This is a genomic window from Cereibacter sediminicola (assembly GCF_007668225.1).
Taxonomy (GTDB): Bacteria; Pseudomonadota; Alphaproteobacteria; order Rhodobacterales; family Rhodobacteraceae; genus Cereibacter_A; species Cereibacter_A azotoformans.
Genome location: NZ_VDEK01000021.1, coordinates 15,007 through 30,834, shown reverse-complemented (window position 1 = coordinate 30,834; position 15,828 = coordinate 15,007). Strand labels below are relative to the sequence as shown.

Annotated in this window: 15 protein-coding genes and 1 tRNA gene; 11 read left to right on the top strand and 5 right to left on the bottom strand. The window is 68.9% G+C overall.

From position 1 onward, the window contains the following. The first annotated feature begins 46 nt into the window (after positions 1-46). Entirely contained in the window at positions 47-400 is a 354-nt protein-coding gene (locus tag FG154_RS13800) for a hypothetical protein (RefSeq protein WP_145108999.1), read from the top strand. A gap of 143 nt (positions 401-543) precedes the next feature. Here the strand turns inward: FG154_RS13800 and FG154_RS13795 are convergent. The 3 genes from FG154_RS13795 to FG154_RS13785 all read right to left on the bottom strand — a co-directional run bounded on the left by FG154_RS13795 (position 544) and on the right by FG154_RS13785 (position 2,337). Further along, positions 544-619 (bottom strand) — tRNA-Gly (locus FG154_RS13795). A 121-nt stretch (positions 620-740) separates the two neighbouring features. Then, positions 741-1,982 (bottom strand): lytic murein transglycosylase, encoded by a 1,242-nt coding sequence (locus FG154_RS13790; protein WP_145108996.1) that lies wholly within the window; start codon positions 1,980-1,982, stop codon positions 741-743. Between the two features lie 145 nt (positions 1,983-2,127). After that, positions 2,128-2,337, bottom strand: coding sequence for a hypervirulence associated TUDOR domain-containing protein (locus FG154_RS13785; RefSeq protein ID WP_145108993.1), 210 nt, complete (start codon positions 2,335-2,337; stop codon positions 2,128-2,130). Positions 2,338-2,546: 209 nt separating this feature from the next. Here FG154_RS13785 and FG154_RS13780 point away from each other — a divergent pair, with 209 nt between their 5' ends. The 7 genes from FG154_RS13780 to FG154_RS13750 all read left to right on the top strand — a co-directional run bounded on the left by FG154_RS13780 (position 2,547) and on the right by FG154_RS13750 (position 9,626). Beyond that, entirely contained in the window at positions 2,547-4,145 is a 1,599-nt protein-coding gene (locus tag FG154_RS13780; protein WP_145108990.1) for an ABC transporter substrate-binding protein, read from the top strand. 67 nt (positions 4,146-4,212) lie between these two features. Beyond that, positions 4,213-5,220 carry an ABC transporter permease subunit gene (locus FG154_RS13775; protein WP_145108987.1) on the top strand — a complete coding sequence of 336 codons (1,008 nt, stop codon included), beginning with the start codon at positions 4,213-4,215 and terminating at the stop codon, positions 5,218-5,220. Between the two features lie 7 nt (positions 5,221-5,227). Further along, positions 5,228-6,130, top strand: a complete 903-nt coding sequence (locus tag FG154_RS13770; RefSeq protein ID WP_145108984.1) for an ABC transporter permease subunit — start codon at positions 5,228-5,230, stop codon at positions 6,128-6,130. A 4-nt stretch (positions 6,131-6,134) separates the two neighbouring features. Continuing rightward, positions 6,135-6,983 (top strand): ABC transporter ATP-binding protein, encoded by an 849-nt coding sequence (locus tag FG154_RS13765; protein ID WP_145108981.1) that lies wholly within the window; start codon positions 6,135-6,137, stop codon positions 6,981-6,983. Continuing rightward, positions 6,983-7,831, top strand: coding sequence for an ATP-binding cassette domain-containing protein (locus tag FG154_RS13760; protein ID WP_145108978.1), 849 nt, complete (start codon positions 6,983-6,985; stop codon positions 7,829-7,831). Before FG154_RS13765 ends, FG154_RS13760 begins: the two co-directional genes overlap by 1 nt. 53 nt (positions 7,832-7,884) lie before the next feature. Then, positions 7,885-8,280, top strand: coding sequence for a VOC family protein (locus FG154_RS13755; RefSeq protein ID WP_011910844.1), 396 nt, complete (start codon positions 7,885-7,887; stop codon positions 8,278-8,280). Between the two features lie 71 nt (positions 8,281-8,351). Then, positions 8,352-9,626, top strand: coding sequence for a hypothetical protein (locus tag FG154_RS13750; RefSeq protein WP_145108975.1), 1,275 nt, complete (start codon positions 8,352-8,354; stop codon positions 9,624-9,626). On the opposite strand, the gene FG154_RS13745 is transcribed toward FG154_RS13750, so the two are convergent. Both FG154_RS13745 and FG154_RS13740 read right to left on the bottom strand, forming a co-directional pair. Beyond that, the gene (locus FG154_RS13745; RefSeq protein WP_145108972.1) at positions 9,613-11,013 is read right to left on the bottom strand and encodes a HAMP domain-containing sensor histidine kinase; all 1,401 of its coding nucleotides are present in this window, start codon (positions 11,011-11,013) and stop codon (positions 9,613-9,615) included. The two genes, FG154_RS13750 and FG154_RS13745, sit on opposite strands and share 14 nt — an antisense overlap. Beyond that, positions 11,010-11,684 carry a response regulator gene (locus tag FG154_RS13740; protein ID WP_145108969.1) on the bottom strand — a complete coding sequence of 225 codons (675 nt, stop codon included), beginning with the start codon at positions 11,682-11,684 and terminating at the stop codon, positions 11,010-11,012. Before FG154_RS13740 ends, FG154_RS13745 begins: the two co-directional genes overlap by 4 nt. A 246-nt stretch (positions 11,685-11,930) precedes the next feature. Here FG154_RS13740 and FG154_RS13735 point away from each other — a divergent pair, with 246 nt between their 5' ends. The 3 genes from FG154_RS13735 to FG154_RS13725 all read left to right on the top strand — a co-directional run bounded on the left by FG154_RS13735 (position 11,931) and on the right by FG154_RS13725 (position 15,821). Then, positions 11,931-13,388, top strand: a complete 1,458-nt coding sequence (locus tag FG154_RS13735; RefSeq protein WP_145108966.1) for a DegQ family serine endoprotease — start codon at positions 11,931-11,933, stop codon at positions 13,386-13,388. A 180-nt stretch (positions 13,389-13,568) separates the two neighbouring features. Next, a complete protein-coding gene (locus FG154_RS13730; protein WP_145108963.1) occupies positions 13,569-14,393 on the top strand; it encodes a hypothetical protein in 825 nt (274 codons plus the stop codon). Positions 14,394-14,618: 225 nt separating this feature from the next. Continuing rightward, positions 14,619-15,821: an MFS transporter gene (locus FG154_RS13725; RefSeq protein WP_145108960.1), complete on the top strand. Its 1,203-nt coding sequence runs from the start codon at positions 14,619-14,621 to the stop codon at positions 15,819-15,821. Positions 15,822-15,828 lie beyond the last annotated feature (7 nt).

Here is a 15,828-nt window from a genome sequence, read left to right as displayed (position 1 = left end):
TCCTGTGCGTTGTCAGGTGTTTCCTTGGGGGGAGACTTTTGGGGTGATGGTCAAGATGAAAGACAAGAGTATCGATCTTACACCGCCGCCGGAGGTAGCTTCGGTGGCGGAGAAGGGGCTTGAACTCCGCCGGAAGTACAAGCGGGGCGGCACCAATGTGGGCGTTGCACGGGCCCGCGATCTGAAGGGGCGCAAGTCGCTGTCCCCTCAGACCATCAAGCGGATGGTGAACTTCTTCGACCGGCAGGAAGTGCACAAGCAGGACGAGAACTTCGGCAACGAAGAGGATCCGTCGCCGGAATATGTCGGCTGGTTGCTGTGGGGTGGCGATCCGGGCCGCGAGTGGGCGCAACGGAAAAAGGCCGAGCTTGTGGATTCCGCCGGCAAGATGAAGAACTGATCTGGCCCGCGTGACGTTCGGGTTCCCATGACGCTCGTGAGCGGGGCGCCGGCATCGCTGGCGCCTCTTGCATTTTCACCCCGGCACGCGGCCGCAGAGCGGTGCAGCCGTCGGCCCGGAGCCGGTCTTGAACGTCAGGGGGGTGGAGCGGACGACGAGGTTCGAACTCGCGACATCCTGCTTGGAAGGCAGGTGCTCTACCAACTGAGCTACGTCCGCATGATGAAGGGGCGGCAGAGCGCCACGGGCTTCACCCGGTGCTCATACCGCAGTCTTCGACCACGTTCAAGGGTTGCGGCCTCGTCGCCAGGGCCGCGGCCCGTCACGCCGGATGCGGGCCTCAGCCCCCCAGTCTGCGAAGCAGGCCAAGCGAGGGTTGCCCCGTCACGGGCAGGCCGTTGGCCGCCTCGTAGGCGGAAATCGCGGCCTGGCTTCTGGAGCCGATCACCCCGTCGGTCCCGCCGGTGTCGTATCCAGCGGCGGTCAGACGGCGCTGAAGCTCCTGCCGGTCCCGCATGGTCATGCCGCGGGCATCGGGCGGAAAGCTTCCCCGGATCGGCGGACGGCCGCGCAGGCGGTCCGAGAGGTGGCCGACCCCGATGACGTAATTCTCGGCGTTGTTGTAGCGCGTGATGACGGTGAAGTTGCGGAACACCATGAAGGCCGGACCCGCAAGGCCCATCGGGATCAGGATCGAGGCGGGCCCGTGATCCGGCACGGCCCGCCCGTCCATGTCACGCACCCCGAGGCTCGCCCAGGCCGAGGGGCTGCGGGTCGTGCCGCGCCCGGCAAGGCCGGGATTGAAGCCCGCGGGCAGTTGCACCTCGACCCCCCAGGGCTGGCCCCGCTGCCACCCCGAGCGCGACAGATAGGCCGCGGCCGAGGCCAGCGCGTCGGTGGGATCGTCCGACCAGATGTCGCGCCGGCCGTCGCCGTCGAAATCCACCGCATAGGCGAGGTAGGAGGTGGGGATGAACTGGGTGTGGCCCATGGCGCCGGCCCAGCTTCCGGTCAGATGGGCCGGGTCGGTATCACCCGCCTGCACGATCTTGAGGGCTGCGATCAGCTGGCTCTCGAAGAAGGCGCCGCGGCGGCCGTCGAAGGCCAGGGTGGAGAGGGCCGAGATGACAGGCACATCGCCGCGACGTTCCCCATAGCGGCTTTCGAGGCCCCAGACCGCCGTCACGACCTCGGCCTCGACGCCGTAACGGGATTCGATGCGCGACAGCACGGCCGCGTGGCGGGCGAGGGCCGCGCGGCCCAGGGCGATCCGCTCGTCAGAGGCCGCTATGGCCAGATAATCCTCTGTCGTCCGGGTGAACTCGGTCTGGTTGCGGTCGCGCTCGATGACCTGCGGCAGGAAGCCTGCGCTGCGGAAGGCGCGGTCGAAGGTGTCCGGCGCGACGCCGGCGCCGATCGCCCGCGGCCGGAAGCCGGCCACCCACGCGTCCCAGGCCGGGTTCGGCACCGCGCGCATGGCGGGCTCGGGGGAGGGTGAGGGCGAAAGCCCCACGCCACCGCCGCACCCCGCCAAACCCGCAGCCAGAAGCCCGAGCATCATCATCCGCCGCGTTGCCTGCATCCCGCTCTCCTGTGGTCTTGTTGTTCCTGCCTCGGTTCCCGAGCCTATCCGAAACCGCAAGAGCCGCAAATCGCTTCGGCGAGCGGTTGCCGAAGGAGGGCGGGTGCCCCGTCACGGGCCAGCCGTCGCGCCGGCCAGACAGTTTCTACTTCTTGCGGAGGGCCTCGGGCTTGTGGGCGGCCTTTGCGCCCGTCTTGTCGCTCTGAACCACATACTGCGGATCGTCGGGCGAGGCCGAGACCTTGTGCCCCTTGATCTTGGTGTCGCTGGTCTGCTTCTTCACGATCCGGCCCTCGGTCTCCCCCTGGCTCGTGTTCCAGGCTACCTTGTCGCCCTGCCTGAGTTCCTTCGCCATGCACCCTCCTCCTTGCGGACCTGCGGCGGACCGTCGCTGTCCGCCTCGCGGAACGCAAACAGTCAATGCAGGTTCCCTTTTTGCCGCGACGCCGCTACGTCATGCTTGAGAATCGGCCTTGCAAACGTTCTCACGACGGCATTTGATCCGCTCCGAGGCGCCGCTCGTTCGGAAGAAGACGGCACTTCCAACATGATGGAGGTTCACCCATGAGATTCGCTCATCTGCTGGCCGCGTCGTCGCTGGCCCTGATGGCTGCTGCCGGAGCCCACGCCAAGACGCTGGTCTATTGCTCGGAAGGTTCGCCCGAGGGCTTCGACCCCGCGCCCTACACCGCCGGCACCACGTTCGACGCCGCGAGCCAGACCGTCTACAACCAGCTGGTCGAGTTCAAGCCGGGCACGACCGAGATCGCCCCGGCGCTGGCCGAAAGCTATGAGATCTCGGAAGACGGGCTGGAGTACACCTTCCGCCTGCGTCCGGGCGTCAAGTTCCACACCACCGACTTCTTCACGCCGACGCGCGACCTGAACGCCGACGACGTGATCTTCTCGTTCCTGCGCCAGGGCGACACGGAAAACCCGTGGCACCAGTATGTGACCGGGATCACCTACGAATATTACAGCGGCATGGAAATGCCGACCGTGATCAAGGAGATCGAGAAGGTCGACGACCTCACGGTGAAGTTCGTGCTGACCCGCCCCGAGGCGCCGTTCCTGGCCAACCTCGCGATGGACTTCGCCTCGATCCTGTCGAAGGAATATGCCGACACGCTCGAGGCCGAGAACCGCAAGGAAGACCTGAACAACGCCCCCGTCGGCACCGGGCCGTTCAAGTTCGTGGCCTACCAGAAGGACGCCGTGATCCGCTACCAGGCCCACGACGACTACTGGGCCGGCCGCGAGAAGATCGACGACCTGATCTTCGCCATCACCCCCGATCCGGCGGTGCGGATGCAGAAGCTGCAGGCCGGCGAGTGCCACATCATGCCCTATCCGGCGCCCGCCGACATCGAGGCGCTGAAGGCCGATGCCAACCTGCAGGTGATGGAGCAGCCGGGCCTGAACGTGGCCTATCTGGCCTACAACACCACCATCGCGCCCTTCGACAATCCCGATGTGCGGCGCGCGCTCAACATGGCGCTGAACAAGGAAGCCATCCTTGATGCCGTGTTCCAGGGCACCGGCGAGGTGGCCAAGAACCCGATCCCGCCGACCATGTGGAGCTACAACGACGCGGTCGAGGACACGGCCTACGACCCCGAGGCGGCCAAGGCGCTGCTGGAAGAGGCGGGCGTCTCGAATCTCTCGATGGAGATCTGGGCCATGCCGGTGCAGCGGCCCTACATGCCGAACGCGCGCCGCACGGCCGAGTTGATGCAGGAAGACCTGGCCAAGATCGGCGTCAACGTCGAGATCGTCTCGTATGAATGGGGCGAGTATCTGAAGAAATCGACCGAGCCGGCGCGCAAGGGTGCGGTCATCCTCGGCTGGACGGGCGACAACGGCGACCCGGACAACTTCCTCGGCGTGCTTCTGGGCTGTGCGGCCACCGGCGACGGCGGCGCGAACCGCGCCCAGTGGTGCAACAAGGAGTTCGACGACCTGATCCAGAAGGCGAAGGTTACCGCCGATCAGGCCGAGCGCGCGAAGCTCTACGAAGAGGCGCAACTCGTCTTCAAGCGCGAGAACCCCTGGGCCACCATCGCCCATTCGACGGTCTTCATGCCGATGTCGCAGAAGGTCTCGGGCTATGTGATGAACCCGCTGGGCAAGCACGGCTTCTCGGGCGTCGATATCGAAGAGTGAAACGGCTAAAGTAACGGGCAGGCGCGTCGGGAGGACCCCGGCGCGCCTCTCATCATTCAGGGTTCAGATGATCAGATTCCTCATCGGCAAGCTTGCCTATCTGATACCGACCTTCATCGGCATCACCATCGTGGCCTTCGGCTTCGTGCGGCTGCTGCCGGGCGATCCGGTGCTGCTGATGGCGGGCGAGCGTGGCATCACGCCCGAGCGTCATGCGCAGCTCTCGGCCCAGCTCGGCTTCGACCGCCCGATCTGGGTCCAGTATTTCGACTTCCTGGGAAATCTCTTCCAGGGCGACTTCGGCCTGTCGCTGACCACCAAGAAGCCGGTCCTGACCGAGTTCCTGACGCTCTTTCCGGCGACGGTCGAGCTTGGTCTGGTGGCGGTCACGCTGGCCACGCTGGTCGGCATTCCGCTGGGCGTCTTCGCCGCGATCAAGCGCGGCAGCTGGTTCGACCAGATCTCGATGGGCACGGCGCTGGTGGGCTATTCCATGCCGATCTTCTGGTGGGGTCTGCTGCTCATCATCTTCTTCTCGGGCATCCTGCGCTGGACGCCGGTCTCGGGGCGGATCGACCTGCTTTACTACTTCCCGAACGGCACGGGCTTCATGCTCTACGACTCGCTCGTTTCGGGGCAGAAGGGCGCCTTCACCTCGGCGGTGCGCCACCTGATCCTGCCGGCGATCGTGCTGGCGACGATCCCGATGGCGGTTATCGCGCGCCAGTCGCGTTCAGCCATGCTCGAGGTGCTGGGCGAGGACTATGTCCGCACCGCCCGCGCCAAGGGCATGAGCCCGTTCCGCGTGATCTCGGTTCATGCGCTGAGGAACGCGCTGATCCCGGTGGTCACGACCATCGGCCTGCAGGTCGGCGTGGTGATGGCCGGCGCCATCCTGACCGAGACGATCTTCTCCTGGCCCGGCATCGGCAAGTGGATGATCGATTCCATCTCGCGCCGCGACTATCCGTCGGTGCAGGGGGGCCTTTTGCTCATGGCGGGCGTCGTGATGGTGGTGAACCTGATCGTCGATCTGCTCTACGGGGTGATCAACCCCCGCATCCGTCATTCGTGAGGGTTCCATGACCGCCGTGACACCCCCCGCCCCGCCGTCCTCGGAAAAGCGCCGGATCCTGCGCGAGTTCTGGTTCTACTTCTCCGAAAACCGCGGCGCGGTCATCGGCCTTGGCGTGTTCCTCGCGCTGGTGCTGGTCGCGGTCTTTGCGCCGCTTCTGGCCCCGCACAGCCCGACGCTGCAGAACCGCGGCGCGCTGCTCATCCCGCCGTTCTGGCAGGAGGGCGGCAGCACGACCTTCCTTCTGGGCACCGATGCGGTGGGGCGCGACATCCTCTCGCGGCTGATCTTCGGGGCAAGGCAGTCGCTCTTCATCGGCTGCGTCGTGGTCTCGATCGCGCTGACGGGCGGGATCATCCTCGGCCTTGTCGCGGGCTTCTTCGGCGGCTGGGTCGATGCGGTCATCATGCGGGTGATGGACGTGATCCTTGCCTTCCCCTCGCTTCTGCTGGCGCTGGTGATGGTGGCGATCCTCGGCCCCGGCCTCACGAACGCGATGATCGCCATTGCCATCGTGCTGCAACCGCACTTCGCACGCCTTACCCGCGCGGCGGTGATGGCCGAGAAGAACCGCGAATATGTGATGGCCGCGCGGGTGGCGGGGGCAGGGCGGCTGCGGCTGATGTTCCGCACCATCCTGCCGAACTGTCTCGCTCCGCTGATCGTGCAGGGCACGCTGTCCTTCTCGAACGCGGTTCTGGATGCGGCGGCGCTCGGCTTCCTTGGCATGGGGGCGCAGCCGCCGACGCCGGAATGGGGCACCATGCTCGCCGAGGCGCGGGAGTTCATCCTGCGGGCCTGGTGGGTGGTGACCTTCCCCGGCCTTGCGATCCTGACCACGGTGCTGGCGATCAACCTCGTGGGCGACGGCCTGCGCGACGCTCTCGATCCGAAACTGAAGCGGAGCTGAGATCATGGCGCTTCTCGAAATCCGCAACCTCTCGGTCAGTTTCGCCACCTCGACCGGCCGCTTCCACGCCGTGAAGGGTATCGACATGACCGTCAACAGCCGCGAGGTGCTGGCGGTGGTGGGCGAGAGCGGCTCGGGCAAGTCGGTGGCGATGCTGGCCACGATGGGCCTTCTGCCCGCGACGGCGCGGGTCGAGGCCGACCTCCTGCGCTTTGACGGCCGCGACATGCTGGGCATGTCGGACGCCGACCGGCGCAAGCTCATCGGGCGCGACATCTCGATGATCTTCCAGGAGCCGATCGCCTCGCTGAACCCCTGCTTCACGGTGGGCTTCCAGATCGAGGAGGTGCTGCGCGTCCACCTGAAGCTCGGCGCCCGCGCACGTCGCGCCCGCGCGATCGAGCTGTTCCAGGCCGTCGGCATCCCCGAGCCCGAGGCGCGGCTGGCCTCCTACCCGCACCAGATGTCGGGCGGCCAGTGCCAGCGGGTGATGATCGCCATGGCCATCGCCTGCAAGCCGAAGCTGTTGATCGCCGACGAGCCCACGACCGCGCTCGACGTGACGATCCAGAAGCAGATCCTCGACCTCCTGATGAAGCTGCAGGAGGACACGGGCATGGGCATGATCATGATCACGCACGACATGGGCGTGGTGGCCGAGACCGCCGACCGCGTCGTGGTGATGTACAAGGGCCGCAAGATGGAGGAGGCGGGCGTGCTGCAGATCTTCGAGGCGCCGCAGCATCCCTACACCCGGGCGCTGCTGTCGGCGCTGCCGGAACTCGCGACCGGCGACCGCCTGCCTACGGTCTCGGATTTCGTCGATACCGAAGCTCTGGCAGGAGGCGTGTGATGGCCCCGGTTCTCGAAGCCCGCAACATCGTGCGCGACTACGCAGGCTCCGGCGGGCTCTTCCGCCGGTCCCGGCCCGTCCGCGCGCTCAAGGGGATCTCCTTTGCGGTCGAGCAGGGCCGCACCCTGGCCGTGGTCGGCGAAAGCGGCTGCGGCAAGTCCACGCTGGCGCGGATCATAACCCTGATCGACCCGGCGACCGAGGGCGATCTGCTGATCGACGGCGAAAAGATCGACATCGCGAAGCAGGGCCTGCCGCCGGGCCTGCGCCGCAAGGTGCAGATCGTGTTCCAGAACCCCTACGGCTCGCTCAACCCGCGCCAGAAGGTCGGCGACATGCTGATGGAGCCGCTGATCCTGAACACGAAGGACAGCGCCGAGGCGCGCCGCGAGAAGGCGATGGCGATGCTGGTCAAGGTGGGCCTCGCGCCCGAGCACTTCCACCGCTATCCGCACATGTTCTCGGGCGGGCAACGCCAGCGCCTTGCCATCGCGCGGGCGCTGATGGTGAACCCGCGGCTTCTGGTGCTGGATGAACCCGTCTCGGCGCTCGATCTTTCGGTGCAGGCGCAGGTGCTGAACCTGCTCGCCGACCTGCAGGAGGAATTCGACCTGACCTATGTCTTCATCTCTCATGACCTGTCGGTGGTGCGCTACATCGCCGACGAGGTGATGGTGATGTGGAAGGGCGAGGTGGTGGAATACGGCATCCGTGACGCGGTCTTCGACGCGCCGCAGCACGAGTACACGCGGACGCTCTTTGCCGCGACGCCGGTGACGGATGTCGCCGCCATCCGCGCCCGTGTCGAGCGGCGCCGCGCGGCCGGCATCGGCGTTTCGGCGGCCTGAGGGTTGGGGGCGGCCGGCCGAGCCGCCCCGGTTTCACGGATTTGGAGGGTTCCTTGGCCAAGCTGATCCACAGCATGATCCGCGTGCAGGACGAGGCGCGCTCGGTGGCCTTCTACCGCGAGGCCTTTGGCCTCGAGGTGGCCGACCGGCTGGATTTCGACAGTTTCACGCTGATCTATCTCTCGAACCCGGAGAGCGGGTTCGAGCTGGAACTGACGGTCAACAAGGGCCGGAGCGAGCCCTATGACCTCGGCGACGGCTACGGCCATCTGGCCGTGTCGGTCGCAGATGTCGCAGCCGAACATGCCCGGCTGACCGCAGCCGGGCTCAACCCGCGGAAATTGGTGGACTTTGCCCCCGGGGGCGAGGTGATCGCCCGGTTCTTTTTCATCGCGGATCCCGACGGATACCAGATTGAAGTCTTGGAGCGCGGCGGCCGCTACCAGTAAGCTTGCTTCCGGTGCCGGGGCCCGGCCTTTCGGGCAGGCCCCCGGTCGCAGGTTGGAAGCAAGGGGGTATCATGCCGAAGAGCATGGGAATGGCGGTTGCCGTGCCGGCGACGCTGGCGGTGATTGCCGTGGGCGGCGCCGGGTTCGGCGCCTACATGTACAACGAGCGCAATCTTGCGCTGGAAGAGCTGGCGCGGCAGTCGGCGCTGAGCGGCTCGATCGCGGCGCTCGAGACGGAAGTGGCGGGGCTGACCTCGCAGGTGAAGGCGGCCGAGAGCCAGCTTGCCGAGCGCCGGAGCCAGCTTGAAGCGGCCCAGGCCGAACTCGCGACGGTCGAGGCCGAGCATGAGCGGCTTTCGTCCGAACTGGCGCCGATGCGCGAGGAGATTGCGAGTTTCGACAGCCGCAGGGCCGAAGCCGAGCAGGGCACGACCAAGGCCATCGAGGATTTCAAGGCCGCGGATGCCCGGCTGAAGGAGCTGACCGGCCGCGAGGACACACTCCGCGCGACCGTCTCGAAGCTTGCCGGCGAGGTGCAGGATCTCGATCGCCGGATGGAGGGGCTGCGGTCCGAGAGCGGCGCGCTGGTGGCGGCGGCCCAGTCGGCGGCCCGGCAGCGGACGGACCTGCAGGGCATGGTCGAGACGCTGGCTCAGCTTCTGGCCTCGCGGTCCGAGGAACTCGTGCAACTCGAGCGGCGGATCGGAGAGCAGGATCTGAAGGTGCCCACGGAAGGCCCGGCGCCACTTGCCGCCGCGGCCGGGGCCGGGGCGCAGGCGGCGCCCGAGCCAGCGCCGGAAGCGGGAAGCGACGCTTCTGACGAGGCGGAAGAGGCCGGGGAGCCTGAAGTGCCGGCCGAGGCGGCTGACGAGCCCGAAGTGCCGGTCGAGGAGGTTGACGAGGCCGAGGACGCCGCTGCCGCGCAGGGCGACTCTGCGGCGGAAGGCGCTGCCGACGACGCGGCAGATGCAGTGGCAGAGGATGCGGCCCCCGCTGAGGCACCGGCCGAGGAAGAACCGGCGGCCGAGACGGCGGAGGCTCCTCAGCCTGCTCCGGCCGAGGAAGTGGGCGAGTTGTGGGCCGGCACCTACGGGATCGGGCCGCTGTTCGCGACCTTTGCCCCCGGCGGCACCTTCACCATGCGCAATGTCGAGCTTGACACCTCGGTCAGCGGCCAGTGGGAGGCGGTCAACGGCCTTCTGACCCTGTCGGACCCCGAGGGCGGCAGCGGTTCGAGCAGCTTTCCGATGGTCTGCCGGCTCGTGAAGGAGGCGCAGGCGCTCAAGCTCGCCGCGGCCGAGCAGGGCAACTGCCCGCTGGCGGGCATGGAGATCATCCGGCGCTGAGCGGCAATCGCAGCAGGACGCGCAGCCCCGGTTGCGCGTCCTCGAGGCCCACCCGCCCGCCGTGGAGGCGCAGCACCGCCGCCACGAGACTGAGGCCGAGGCCGCTGCCTTCGCTGTTGCGGCTCCGCTCCAGCCGGTAGAAGCGGCGAAAGACCGCCTCGCGCTCCGGCCCCGGTATGCCGGGGCCATCGTCTGTGACCGTGAGGAGGGCCTCGGCGCCGACCGATCGGACGGCGAGGGTGATGCGCGCCGGGGCCGGGCAATGGCGGAAGGCATTCTCGACCAGGTTCGAGATCGCCTGCGCAAGCAGGTCGCGGTCGCCGTCCACCCGCACCGGCGCAACCTCGGCGGCGAGGCTGTGGCCCAGCTCTTCCGCGACGGGTTCGAGCATCTCGTGCAGGTCGGTGACGAGCTGGCCCAGATCCAGCGGCGCAAAGCGGGGGCGTGCGCCGCCGCCCTCGATCTGGGCGATCCGCAGCACCGCGTTGAAGATCCGCACGATCCGGTCCGCCTGGCCAACGGCAAGGGCGACCTCGGCCGCCGCATCCTCGGGCAGATCTTCGCGCAGCATCAGCGGCTCGAGCGAGCTGCGCAGCCGGGTGATCGGGGTCCTCAGATCATGGGCCACGTCGGACGAGACCTGACGCAGGCTCTCGACCGTCAGCTCGAGCTGGTCGAGCATGGCATTCACCGCCTGCGCGATGCGCCCGATGTCGTCGCTTCCGCCATCCCGGATGCGGTTCGACAGATCGCCGCCGGCGGCGCCGGTCAGCACATCCGACAGGCGGGCGATCCGCCGCTCGGCCTGCCATGCAAGCACGCCCGCCACCGTCACGGCGAGCAGGATCGCAAGCGCGAGGCCCAGGGCCACCGAGCGGATCACGATGGCCCTCACCTCGTCGAGCGCCGTCGTCTGCCGCGCGGCCATGACGTAGCCGGCCGGGATGCGCAGCCCGTAGGCCGAAAAGCCGAGCCCCTCGGGGGCGCGGCCGGGCAGCCGCATGTCGCGCCCCGAAACCAGTTCGCGCGGACCGACGAAGGGCTCGGGCAGATGGAAGTTGCCGAAGACGATCCGGCCGGAATTGTCGATGAACAGATAGAGGTTGGCGAAGTCGCGGGTCGTGGCGATGTTGGTGGCGATCTGGGCATGCAGGTCCACCAGACCCGCCACCTGCCATGTGGCGGCGAGCGCCTCGGCCATCTGCCGGGCATCGGCGCGCAGCCGGTCCTTCAGCGCCCCGGTCAGCAGCGGCACCGACACCACCCCGGCAAGCAGCGTCGCCGCCACGAAGATCAGGGTCAGCCGCGCCGCCAACCGGAGCGAGGACGAGCCCAGAAGGCGCGCGGCCCCCGCCCGGAACCGCGAGGGGTGGGGTGTAACCTTCATGCCTTCAGCATGTAGCCCGCCCCCCGAACCGTATGGAGGAGCGGCTTCTCGAAGGGCCGGTCGATCTTGGCGCGCAGCCGGCTGATGTGCGTCTCGACCACACTCGTTCCGGGATCGAAGTGAAAGTCCCAGACCGCCTCGAGCAGCATCGTCCGGGTCTGCACCCGCCCCGCCGAGCGCATCAGATGCTCGAGCAGGCGGAACTCGCGGGGCTGCAGGTCGATCTCGACGCCGCCGCGGGTTGCGGTGCGGCGGGTCGTGTCGAGCGTGAGATCGCCCACGCGCAGCACGTCGCGCCCGGTTTCGGCAAGGGCCGGGCGGCGGGCAAGCGCCGCAAGCCGGGCCGAAAGCTCCGAGAAGGCAAAGGGCTTCACAAGGTAGTCGTCGGCGCCCGCCTGAAGCCCCTCGACCCGGTCCGTCACGCCCCCCATCGCCGTCAGGATCAGGATGGGGGCCTTGATCTGCGCGCTGCGCAAGGCCTTGACCAGCGAGAGCCCGTCCAGCCCCGGCATCATCCGGTCGATCACCAGCAGGTCGTAGGGTTGCAGCGTCGCCTGCACCAGCGCGTCGCGCCCGTCGGGCACATGATCCACGCTGTATCCCTCGGCCGAGAGACCCTGCCGGAGGTAGGCGGCGGTCTGACTGTCATCCTCGGCAAGCAGGATCTTCATGGCTCTCTCCATGGGGCCGACTCTAAGCGGGGCCCCTTGCCGCAACCTTTCGGGCTCCTCACCGTTCGGTAAGGTTCGCCCCGCAAGGCCCGCGATCACGTCCGTGCGAGCTTACGGAATGGTAATCCGCCCGTAAGCGGACCCGCAAGCTTGCGTCCCATGTTGGTGTCCAGGCCCGGACGCGCCGCGGTTCCCGGTTCCGGCCGCAGGTCCCACAGGCGCCCGGTCAACCAAAGGAGAGTTTCCATGCCCCTGCCCACCCCCCGATCCTCGCTCAAGGCCGTCCTGATTGCCAGCACCCTCCTTGCCGGAGGCGCCGTCGGCACTGCGCTGCCGGTGGCGCCTGCCCACGCCGAGGTGCCGATGCAGGGTTATGCCGATCTCGTGGCCCGCGTCTCGCCGGCCGTCGTCTTCATCGAGGTGACCGCCAAGTCGCAGGAGACCGCTTCGATGGCGGCATCGCCGCTCGAGGAGTTCCTTCGCCGCTTCGGCGAGATCGACCCGCAGTTCCGCATGCCCGGCCCGCCGGAGCGCGAGCGCGACCGCGTCATGCATGGGCTCGGATCGGGGTTCCTGATCTCGCAGGACGGCGTGATCGTGACCAACAACCATGTCGTCGAGAATGCCACCGACATGACCGTCAAGCTCGAGGACGGGCGCGAGTTCAAGGCCGAGATGGTGGGCGCCGATCCCATGACCGACATTGCCGTGATCCGGCTGCGGGATGCGAGTGATCTGCCCTTCGTCGAGTTCGGTGACAGCGACCGGCTGCGCGTGGGCGATGCGGTCGTGGCGGTCGGCAATCCGTTCGGCCTTGGCGGAACGGTCACGTCGGGCATCGTCTCGGCCATGGGGCGCAACATCAACTCGGGCCCCTATGACGATTACATCCAGACCGATGCGGCCATCAACCGGGGCAACTCCGGCGGACCGCTCTTCGATACGGCCGGCAAGGTGGTGGGCATGAACACGGCGATCTTCTCGCCCTCGGGCGGATCGGTCGGCATCGGCTTCTCGATCCCGGCCAACACGGTGCGGGACGTGGTGGCGCAACTGCAGGAGACGGGCTCGGTCTCGCGCGGGTGGCTGGGCGTGACCATCCAGCCCCTGACGCCCGAGATCGCGCAGGCGATGGGTCTCGAGGGCAGCCGGGGCGCGCTCGTGGCCGAGGTGCAGCCGGACAGCCCGGCCGAGGCGGGAGGCATCGAGAGCGGCGATGTCATCACCGCGGTCAACGGGCAGGAGATCGGCGAGCGGTCCAGCCTGCCCCGGCTGATCGCGGCCATCCCGAACGGCGAGGAGGCCCGGCTCACCGTTCAGCGCGACGGGCGCGAGAGCGAGATGACGGTCACGATCGGCGAGCTGTCGGCCGACCGACTGGAGCCCGCTGCGGCCGCCGCGCCAGAGGGGCTGGGCGCGCCGCTCGGGCTCGAGGTTCAACCGCTGGAGCCCGCGCTGGCCCGGCAGCTCGGACTGCCCGAAGGTGCCTCGGGCGTGGTGGTGACGGCGGTCGATCCGGCCGGCCCGAACGCCGGCCGGCTGGCGCCCGGAGACGTGATCGAAGAGGCCGGGGGGCGCGCGATTGCGACGCCGCGGGATCTTGCCTCGGCCGTGGCGGAGGCGCGCGGCCGCGGGGTCCTGTTGCTGAAGGTGCTGCGGCAGGGCAATCCCGTCTATGTTGGGGCCGAGGTCGCCTCGTCCTGATCCCGCCGACGGCGGCCCTCGCCCGTCGGGGGCCGCCGCTCTGCGCATCGACACAGGCGGTGAAAATTTCTTCCGTCCCGCCGGGCGCGGGGACGGCGTCGCCTCGCGAAGCGACGCTTTGCCCGGAACAAGCGCCGGGCCCCGCGGTTGCACGCCTCCATCTTGGAGAGGAGGAGATCCATGAAACGCCTGACACTCACGACCTGCGCCCTGGCCCTCATTGGTGCCACTGCGGCCCATGCCGATTGCGCGGATGAACTGGCGTCCCTTACCGGCGGGGCGGCGGACATGCCGGCCACGAGCGGTGCCGCGGCCGGGGGCGATGCCACGGCAAGCGCCACCGGCTCGGACATGTCCACGACGGGCAGCGACATGACGGCCGGCGGCGGAGCGGCCGGAACCGCGGCCACGGGCATGGACAGCACGGGCTCTGGCGCGTCGGGCGGATCGGACACGGCTTCGCCCGGCGGCGCGGCGGGCTCGACGACCGGAACCGATACAGCCGCCGGCGGCACCGCCGGGACGAGCGGAACCGACACGACGGGCGCGGCCACGGGCGGAACCGACATGGCCGGTGGGGCGGCCGGAACCGACACCACGGGTGCGGGCGCGGCTGGATCGACCGCGGGCGGCACCGACATGGCCGGCACCACCACGGGCACCAGCTCGACCGGGCCGGGAACGTCGGATGCGGTCGGCGGGTCCGATATGGCTGCGGGCGGCTCGGGCACGGCGGCCGGCTCGGGCGAGGGTGAGGCCATCGCCAAGGACGGCTCGCTGGCCCCGCTCGAGCAGCCGGGCGGCGGCGGCACTGACACTTCGACCATCGCCATGTCGGGCGACGACGCGGCGGCCCAGCAGAGCGGGGAGTCGATGGCCGCCGAAGGCGCGTCGGCGGAAGGTGCCACCACCCGCGAAGGCGCCATCGAAGAGGCGCGCAGCGCGCTCGCCCGCGGCGACGAGGCGGCCTGCATGGCAGCCCTCGAGCGCGCGCGGAGCCTCTGAGGGCTCTTGCCGACGTTTCCGGGCGGCGCGGGCCGCCGCCCGGACTGCATTCGTCCCGCACGAAGCCTCCGAGGGTGGGAGAAATTTCCGCTCCGCAGAAGAAAAAGTATTTCGGCAGCTCGCTTCGTCCGCCGCTGTGACGGAATTGCATTGGCGAAGCGCGAAAAGCCCGCGATGATGTCCCGGCAGGAACCGGGGGCAGGATCGCATGGGCGCAGGTGAGGCATGAGCGGCAACCGCTGGGCCTTTCTGGCAGTGGCCTGTGCCGCTCTTGTCTTGTCCCTTTCCACCTGGTTCTCGGCCACCGCCGTCATGCCCGAGCTTGTCGCACGCTGGAGCCTCGGGTCCTCCGAGGCGGCTTGGCTCACGAACGGGGTTCAGGCAGGCTTTGTCATTGGCGCACTCGCCTCGAGCGTCCTGGGGCTGCCTGACAGGCTGCATCCCAACCGGCTGATGGCAGGGGCGGCCGCGCTCGCGGGCGCGTCGACCCTCATCCTCCTGCTGGAGCCCGGCCCGGCGGCCGCCATCACCGCGCGGCTCGTGACCGGGATGGCGCTGGCGGGCGTCTATCCTCCGGCGATCCGGCTGATGGCGACATGGTTCCTGCGCGGCCGGGGGTTGGCGCTCGGCTGCCTGATCGGGGCCCTGACCCTCGGGTCGGCCCTGCCGCATCTGGTGCGGGGGGTGGGCGAGGTCCTCGACTGGCGGCTGGTGATCGCGGCGGCCGGCCTCTTCAGCCTGGCGGCGGCGCCGATCTTCGGACTGGCGCTGCGCGAGGGGCCCCATCCCTTCGGCCGCGCCGGGCGCGTGGACCTGCGCCAGACGCTCTCGATCCTGCGCAACCGGCCGGTCATGGCGGCCAACCTCGGCTATTTCGGCCACATGTGGGAGCTTTACGCCATGTGGGGCTGGTTCCTGGCCTGGGCCCGTGCGGCCTCCGGGGCGGGGCTCGGGCTGGGCAACCTCTCGCTTCTGACCTTTGCGGTGCTGGCGGCGGGCGCCCCCGGCTGCGTGCTGGGCGGGCTGCTGTCGGATCGGATCGGGCGTTGCCGGACGACCGCCCTCGCCCTCGGCGTCTCGGGCTGCTGCGCGCTGGCGATCGGTCTGGCCTGGAGCGGCCCGGCCTGGCTTCTCGTGGGGCTGGCGTTGCTCTGGGGGCTCGCTGTCGTGGCCGACAGCGCGCAGTTCTCGGCCGCGGTCACCGAACTGTCGCCGCCGCATCTGGTGGGCTCGGCGCTGGCCTTCCAGATGGGCGTGGGCTTTGCCCTGACGATCTTCACCATCTGGGCGCTGCCGCTGCTGGCCGGCGTGATCGGCTGGCGCTGGGTGTTTCTTGCGCTGGTGCCGGGCCCGTTCCTCGGCGCCTGGTCGATGCTCGCATTGCGCCGGATGCCGGAGGCGGCGCAGATGGCGCACGGCCTGCGCTAGGGCGGGC

Excerpts from the sequence above, each read along its gene's own strand:
- FG154_RS13800 (WP_145108999.1), top strand. The coding sequence starts at position 47 with ATGGTCAAGATGAAAGACAAGAGTATCGATCTTACACCGCCGCCGGAG.
- FG154_RS13790 (WP_145108996.1), bottom strand. The coding sequence starts at position 1,982 with ATGCAGGCAACGCGGCGGATGATGATGCTCGGGCTTCTGGCTGCGGGT.
- FG154_RS13785 (WP_145108993.1), bottom strand. The coding sequence starts at position 2,337 with ATGGCGAAGGAACTCAGGCAGGGCGACAAGGTAGCCTGGAACACGAGC.
- FG154_RS13780 (WP_145108990.1), top strand. The coding sequence starts at position 2,547 with ATGAGATTCGCTCATCTGCTGGCCGCGTCGTCGCTGGCCCTGATGGCT.
- FG154_RS13775 (WP_145108987.1), top strand. The coding sequence starts at position 4,213 with ATGATCAGATTCCTCATCGGCAAGCTTGCCTATCTGATACCGACCTTC.
- FG154_RS13770 (WP_145108984.1), top strand. The coding sequence starts at position 5,228 with ATGACCGCCGTGACACCCCCCGCCCCGCCGTCCTCGGAAAAGCGCCGG.
- FG154_RS13765 (WP_145108981.1), top strand. The coding sequence starts at position 6,135 with ATGGCGCTTCTCGAAATCCGCAACCTCTCGGTCAGTTTCGCCACCTCG.
- FG154_RS13760 (WP_145108978.1), top strand. The coding sequence starts at position 6,983 with ATGGCCCCGGTTCTCGAAGCCCGCAACATCGTGCGCGACTACGCAGGC.
- FG154_RS13750 (WP_145108975.1), top strand. The coding sequence starts at position 8,352 with ATGCCGAAGAGCATGGGAATGGCGGTTGCCGTGCCGGCGACGCTGGCG.
- FG154_RS13745 (WP_145108972.1), bottom strand. The coding sequence starts at position 11,013 with ATGAAGGTTACACCCCACCCCTCGCGGTTCCGGGCGGGGGCCGCGCGC.
- FG154_RS13740 (WP_145108969.1), bottom strand. The coding sequence starts at position 11,684 with ATGAAGATCCTGCTTGCCGAGGATGACAGTCAGACCGCCGCCTACCTC.
- FG154_RS13735 (WP_145108966.1), top strand. The coding sequence starts at position 11,931 with ATGCCCCTGCCCACCCCCCGATCCTCGCTCAAGGCCGTCCTGATTGCC.
- FG154_RS13730 (WP_145108963.1), top strand. The coding sequence starts at position 13,569 with ATGAAACGCCTGACACTCACGACCTGCGCCCTGGCCCTCATTGGTGCC.
- FG154_RS13725 (WP_145108960.1), top strand. The coding sequence starts at position 14,619 with ATGAGCGGCAACCGCTGGGCCTTTCTGGCAGTGGCCTGTGCCGCTCTT.